Below are 5,474 nucleotides of genomic sequence, written 5' to 3' on the forward strand. Positions count from 1 at the left end.
TAGATTCTCACTCATTGGATATTCTCTTAGATTGTTGCGTATGGGTCAAGTTCCTTAATCCGCTTACACAAATAATCGAAGCGTTTCTTTGTAAGCGGTGTGAGTGTATCGAGGTTCTCGCCATCAAAATTCTCTCCAAAGATAATGTCGTCCACCCCTATGCCGTGATTGTAGTTCTCACGCACGCAGTTACGCAGAATCCAAAGGTTGTGCAGATTCACCCAGTCGGCTGTAATGTTTCTGATTTTACTGAATAGCAGCGTAGCTGTGTAGAGGTAGTGTCCGCAATGGTTGTAGTCATGCAGCACCAGTTTTCCTTGATAGTAGATGTCAAAGTCCTTGTTTCCTTCATCTTCCTTTGTATCGCAGTAGAAGAACGGAATATCTTTCAGACCGCCCCAATCAATGTAAGTAGTTGGTTTCATATAGTGCTGTTTTATAGGTTTGCAGCAAATATACGAATAAAGTACGACCTCAACAAATAAAGGTCGTATATTTTATTCTTTATGTCGTCTTTAAAGTGTTAATTTTTATTCTTTATGTCGTATTAAAGTATTCTTTATGTCGTACTTGGAGGGCTTTTTCCTCGCATAATGCGCGCGCGCGAGGATAGACATAGATAGTCCATGTTAAGATAGAAACAGGCTCATAAAGCTGAAGATGCTTCTCAACTTTCGGAAAAACGGATGAAGAACAATAGGGAAAACAAAGACAAAGCCCCCTCGTAAGGGGGGTTGGGGGATTGTGCGGTTATTGAAGCTTTTTTTTGCGTGTTAAAGTATATTAATTTGGTTACAATATCGGTGACAATGGTTACATTTGTATCACAATCAAAAAGTTTAAGATATATGCAAGTAATTCCATTGAGCAAATTTCGGACGAATCAGACAGCGACCCTTCTTCGTGCTATTCAGGGAGAATCCGTCTTTCTGACTTCACGTATCGGTGATTTTAAATTGGTGCCAGTGTCCGTAGAAGAAAAAATAGCCACTCGAATAAGAGAGGGCTTGAATGAAGTGAAACGAATCGAAGCTGGTGAGCAGCCAGCCAAGAGCGCAAACGCATTTCTTGATGAGCTTTGAAGTAAAGACCACCCCACATTTTGAGAGGGAAGCGAAAATCCTTGCAAAAAGGTATAAGTCTTTTAAGGCTGACATGAAGGATTTTATCGAGTCATTGGAAAAGAACCCCATGCAGGGGGATGAACTAAGCCCTGGTATCCGTAAAATAAGACTTGCCATTGTTTCTAAGGGAAAGGGTAAGTCTGGGGGAGCACGTGTTATCACATACACGATTTGTGCATCGGAGAGTGAAGGTCGTGTTTATCTTGTGGATGTCTATGATAAGTCAGACTTCTCTACCGTAAGTGTATCTATTCTTAAAAAAATCATATCTGAACAGGGTATCCTTTGACCAGTCAGCGTTAGTGAAGCGAACTGTGTTTTTTCTCTTTTCGGTCTGCAAAGGTAACTCCACACTCCGAAGCCGTCAAGGGCTTCGCAAGTTCGGAGCGGAAAAAACCGCACAGTGAAGCTGTGCGGTTTTTTCCGCTCGAACCCTTGACCGCTCTCCGTGTTCCGTTGTGGAAATGGCAGGGAAAAAGAAAAAAAAGTGTGTGGCTATGCAGTGTGTTAGCGCTGTGTGTATTCCCATGCGGAATGTGTATATATAGCAAGAAGTGTCCTTGTCGGACATTCTTGCCTTTCTCGCTTTGCTCAAAAGGATTTTAAGATTACCTTTGCGACATGAAAGTAAATCGAACGGAGAAGATAACATTCCGCTGCACCGCACTTGAAAAGGCGGCACTTGCGGAACAGGCAGCCCGATGCGGCATCAGCATATCGGAGTACTGCCGTACACTCGCACTGGGCGGACGACCCAAGGAGAGGTACACGGAAGAAGAAAGGGAACTGTTTCGGGAGATAGCCCGACTGAAAGGAACACTCCAGCGTCTGAACAACTACTTCGGTGGGCGCCAGTACAGGGAAGTGTTCGAGGAGAACCAGGCACTAATCAATGAACTTAAAAAGATACTTTCACGATGATAGCAAAAGGAAAGAGCATATCTCATGGCACGGCAGCACTGGAGTACGACCTTGCCAAAGAGATAAACGGAGAGGAAGCAGCCACCGAGATACACCGCCATGAGCTTTTCGGCTGCACAGGCGAAGATATGGTGCAGGAGATGAAACCTTACTTTGTTGATTTTCCGAACGTAAAGAACAACTGCCTTCGGTTTGAGGTCAGCCCTTCAGTGGAAGAAAGTGCAGGCATGACCGATGCGGACTGGGCGAAGCTCGGTAATGACTTCATGCAGCGCATGGGTTTGATGAACCACCAGTACATCATTGTGAAGCACAGCGGAACGGAGAAGAACCGCAGGCAAGCCCACCTGCATATACTGGCAAACCGTGTGTCGTTATCGGGAGAACTATACCAGGATAACTGGATAGGGAAGAGAGCTACGGAAGCTGCCAACAGTATAGCCAGAGAACGGAACTTGGTACAGTCAAAGGATATAGGCAAAGCCAACAGGGAAGAGATAAAACAGGCTATGGATGATGTTCTTATACGGATGCAGGGGTTTGACCTTGCCGGATTCAGCCGGGAACTCGGAAAACTGGGCTTCAAGGTAAGGGAAGCCCGGGCAAGTACAGGCAAACTCAACGGCTACTACGTGAAAGCCCGGAGCGGAACGGAATACAAGGCAAGCGAGATAGGGAAAGGCTATACGCTTGCCCATATCGAGAAGACACAGAAAAAATTGAAGTATAACTCAATCAGCAGGAATTATGGAAACACCCTCAAACCCAAAGACGGAGGATTACACCTATAAGCAGGGGCAGTACAGCCCCCGAAAGAGAAAGGACACCACGCCCAAAGTAAATCCGCAGCTTGCGGTAGAACTTGTGTTTCAAGAATTGAAGCGTGTAGAAGCTTATACGAAGCGCATAGAGGATGCAACAACCAAAAAGGTAGAAATAGACAGGGGAAGCCTTGAAAGTGCTGAAAATCGCCTAAAAAACGTATTGGCGGACTTTGAACGGCAGGGAAACAGAATGAAAAATGGCAGCTATGTGGACAAGAAAGTTTCAATGTACTCAATCCTTTGTGCTGTTTTTTCCCTATTGTTCGCCTGTCTGATGTGTTACCTGTGGGTGGATGCAGCCAAGGACAGGGATAATTACAAGAGGTATTATGAATACTATCAAAAAATGCAGTTAGACACTGAAAGGAATGTGAATTGAAAGAAAAAAAGCAGTTGGGGAGATAAAATCCTCCCCTGCTGCTTTTTTAACATTTTTGCTCTTTATATATCAGAGAAAATGGATATATAGCAATCATTGAGGCTATAATGCAACCTAAATAGATGTTTTCCAAGAAGAAAAAAACAAAAATAGAGAAGAGAGCTCCAATAAAGGAGAGTATAATAATTTTTTTCGTCCTCTTACTGATTTTTATATTTTTAGCTTCTTTCAAGGAAGACATAATATATGCTCCGCATATTGATAGCAAAAAGTAGAAAGCCCTTTCTATGCGTTCAATGTCTTTGTTGTAAATGCTTATACCTATAAGAGCTATAGGCATAACTAAGAATAGAATAAAAAGCAAATTCTTTTTCATAATCATTAACAAAGGGCTTCTGCCATTAATAAGAAAACAAGACTAGCAGCAGCTCCAGCGCCCATGCTAAGAGCTCCAAAAGCTGTTCCCCAAATTATACCAGCACCGCCAATAGAAAGACTACAACCATTTCTTGTTTGAGAGATGGTTAAAATTTTATCGTTATATGAGAGAATATTAACGACACTTTGCTCTTTCTCTGCTTGTGCTGTGAAAAAATATGTATCATCAATTTTTGATAAGGCAACTATAGCTTCTTTGTCGTTAGCATTGATGTTTATTTTCTTTACATTAAGTATAATGCCATCAGGATTTTCATATAAAGCTAAAAAATTGTCTTTGTTTGTTTTACTTTGTACCAAGTATACAATACCTCCTTTTTCTTTAGATGTTATTTTTTGCTGCACAGAAAAATCATAATCTTCAGAGAAAGCGTCCATAGAGGTTGCTCTTGAAGAAAGCCCCAACAACGTATTTTCGGCTTCTATGGCTTCAGTGAAAGCAGGAATGTTGTTTTTGGCTTCTTCAGAAGTGATTAAAGAACTTGAAGCACTGACGGCTTCTACATCATTCGAGGTTGTAGTCTTGACGTTATCTACTTCGTCATTGCTACAGGCTTGAAATCCCATAAGTGAAAACAAGCAGAAAAATAAATAAACATACGTTTTCATATATGTAAACGTTTAGAGATTATGTTGTAAAGGAATAGAAAAAAAAGGTATTAAGCAAATAGATTGATGGTTTTTTATAAAAAAAAGTGATATATTGTAGAAAAAATGAATAAATATTATTTGATTTGATATTTTACAATTCCTTTAGCTTCCTTTTGATAGCTCCGATTACATATCCTTTAGGGTTTTCTGCCAGCCGTGCGCCTTTCTTCAATTCTCCCAAGAACCCCATAAAATCGGGGATGCGGTTTTGTCCCTCGATAAGGGTTTTCTTGTTCTTGTTGATTTCATCAGATTTGAAGTCAAAAGAAAATTTGAGGTAGTCATATACGTTGTTTTCTAACTGGAGCCGTGCTGTAACTTTAGCTATGCGCGCTTGTTCCTGTAGTGCAGGGTCTTCTCTATCTTCAAAGAAAACAGGGAACAGAGTCCATCCAATAACCTTCTTCCCTTCTTTTTCCTCCTTAGCCACAAACGAATAAGGAGAGAACTTGTCAAGCTCTTTTTTTGCGACATCAATAACCTTCCTGCGAAAGTCGTTTACCCTTTCATATTTACCTTGTAGATTGAATCTTTCCCGAAGCCCGTCAGAACCTTCTAACGGCACAAACAAAGGTGTAGTTTGTCCTGACATGAGCTCATAAAATCGCATGGCATAAACACTTTTGAATTTCATAGCGGTTACAAGTTCGTATTTTTTGAAACCCTTAGTGAAATCAAGCGCAGCTCTCCAAACAGGTTCATAGACATGGAAAGTGGCAACGCCTGTGCCTTTCTTTATTTTGGGATGCTCTATTATGGCTGTATAGAACCAAATCTCATCATCTTCATACTCCGCCCCTTTTTTTGAAAGCGAGGTAAATGCAGCCTTTGCTTTGGCATAGTTGTTGTCTGTTTCATCTCGAAGTATATCCGCCACAGGCATAGTGATGTTTACACCGCAGTCTGTCGGCTCGATTTTGTGCATGTGATCTTTGATTTTTACACCTTCTAACCAATGCTGTGCAAACTCTATAAGACGGTAAATAATACGTTTTTCATAGGGGCTGAAATCGTACTTTGCGCAAGTCCATATATAGGACTGAAATACTGCTTTGTTGGGTAGATTCTCACTCATTGGATATTCTCTTAGATTGTTGCGTATGGGTCAAGTTCCTTAATCCGCTTACACAAATAATC

Annotated in this window: 9 protein-coding genes; 5 read left to right on the forward strand and 4 right to left on the reverse strand. The window is 41.3% G+C overall.

Annotated elements, in window-relative coordinates; all coding sequences use genetic code 11:
- Positions 1–26 precede the first annotated feature (26 nt).
- A complete protein-coding gene (locus tag AB5935_RS23320; protein ID WP_117921804.1) occupies positions 27–425 on the reverse strand; it encodes an exo-poly-alpha-D-galacturonosidase in 399 nt (132 codons plus the stop codon).
- Positions 426–848: 423 nt separating this feature from the next.
- On the opposite strand from AB5935_RS23320, the gene AB5935_RS23325 reads away from it, so the two are divergent.
- The 5 genes from AB5935_RS23325 to mbpC all read left to right on the forward strand — a co-directional run bounded on the left by AB5935_RS23325 (position 849) and on the right by mbpC (position 3,248).
- On the forward strand, positions 849–1,082 hold the full coding sequence (locus AB5935_RS23325) for a hypothetical protein (RefSeq protein ID WP_005783253.1): 234 nt from the start codon (positions 849–851) through the stop codon (positions 1,080–1,082).
- Entirely contained in the window at positions 1,072–1,413 is a 342-nt protein-coding gene (locus tag AB5935_RS23330) for a toxin RelE (protein WP_008142487.1), read from the forward strand. Before AB5935_RS23325 ends, AB5935_RS23330 begins: the two co-directional genes overlap by 11 nt.
- A 332-nt stretch (positions 1,414–1,745) precedes the next feature.
- A complete protein-coding gene (mbpA, locus tag AB5935_RS23335) occupies positions 1,746–2,045 on the forward strand; it encodes a mobilization protein MbpA (protein WP_009123700.1) in 300 nt (99 codons plus the stop codon).
- Positions 2,042–2,836: a mobilization protein MbpB gene (gene mbpB, locus AB5935_RS23340; protein ID WP_368327617.1), complete on the forward strand. Its 795-nt coding sequence runs from the start codon at positions 2,042–2,044 to the stop codon at positions 2,834–2,836. The genes mbpA and mbpB overlap by 4 nt, the downstream gene beginning before the upstream one ends.
- Positions 2,793–3,248: a mobilization protein MbpC gene (mbpC, locus tag AB5935_RS23345; RefSeq protein ID WP_008142478.1), complete on the forward strand. Its 456-nt coding sequence runs from the start codon at positions 2,793–2,795 to the stop codon at positions 3,246–3,248. Before mbpB ends, mbpC begins: the two co-directional genes overlap by 44 nt.
- A gap of 46 nt (positions 3,249–3,294) precedes the next feature.
- Here the strand turns inward: mbpC and AB5935_RS23350 are convergent, their stop codons facing one another.
- The 3 genes from AB5935_RS23350 to AB5935_RS23360 all read right to left on the reverse strand — a co-directional run bounded on the left by AB5935_RS23350 (position 3,295) and on the right by AB5935_RS23360 (position 5,412).
- Positions 3,295–3,624 (reverse strand): hypothetical protein, encoded by a 330-nt coding sequence (locus AB5935_RS23350; RefSeq protein ID WP_117926440.1) that lies wholly within the window; start codon positions 3,622–3,624, stop codon positions 3,295–3,297.
- 5 nt (positions 3,625–3,629) lie between these two features.
- Positions 3,630–4,295 (reverse strand): hypothetical protein, encoded by a 666-nt coding sequence (locus AB5935_RS23355; RefSeq protein ID WP_054858236.1) that lies wholly within the window; start codon positions 4,293–4,295, stop codon positions 3,630–3,632.
- 133 nt (positions 4,296–4,428) lie between these two features.
- On the reverse strand, positions 4,429–5,412 hold the full coding sequence (locus AB5935_RS23360; RefSeq protein WP_008142481.1) for a replication initiation protein: 984 nt from the start codon (positions 5,410–5,412) through the stop codon (positions 4,429–4,431).
- Between the last annotated feature and the right edge of the window lie 62 nt (positions 5,413–5,474).

It is taken from the genome of Phocaeicola sp. RTP21198st1_B8_RTP21198_201120, from assembly GCF_040929485.1.
Taxonomy (GTDB): domain Bacteria; phylum Bacteroidota; class Bacteroidia; order Bacteroidales; family Bacteroidaceae; genus Phocaeicola; species Phocaeicola dorei.

Excerpts from the sequence above, each read along its gene's own strand:
- AB5935_RS23320 (WP_117921804.1), bottom strand. The coding sequence starts at position 425 with ATGAAACCAACTACTTACATTGATTGGGGCGGTCTGAAAGATATTCCG.
- AB5935_RS23325 (WP_005783253.1), top strand. The coding sequence starts at position 849 with ATGCAAGTAATTCCATTGAGCAAATTTCGGACGAATCAGACAGCGACC.
- AB5935_RS23330 (WP_008142487.1), top strand. The coding sequence starts at position 1,072 with ATGAGCTTTGAAGTAAAGACCACCCCACATTTTGAGAGGGAAGCGAAA.
- mbpA (WP_009123700.1), top strand. The coding sequence starts at position 1,746 with ATGAAAGTAAATCGAACGGAGAAGATAACATTCCGCTGCACCGCACTT.
- mbpB (WP_368327617.1), top strand. The coding sequence starts at position 2,042 with ATGATAGCAAAAGGAAAGAGCATATCTCATGGCACGGCAGCACTGGAG.
- mbpC (WP_008142478.1), top strand. The coding sequence starts at position 2,793 with ATGGAAACACCCTCAAACCCAAAGACGGAGGATTACACCTATAAGCAG.
- AB5935_RS23350 (WP_117926440.1), bottom strand. The coding sequence starts at position 3,624 with ATGAAAAAGAATTTGCTTTTTATTCTATTCTTAGTTATGCCTATAGCT.
- AB5935_RS23355 (WP_054858236.1), bottom strand. The coding sequence starts at position 4,295 with ATGAAAACGTATGTTTATTTATTTTTCTGCTTGTTTTCACTTATGGGA.
- AB5935_RS23360 (WP_008142481.1), bottom strand. The coding sequence starts at position 5,412 with ATGAGTGAGAATCTACCCAACAAAGCAGTATTTCAGTCCTATATATGG.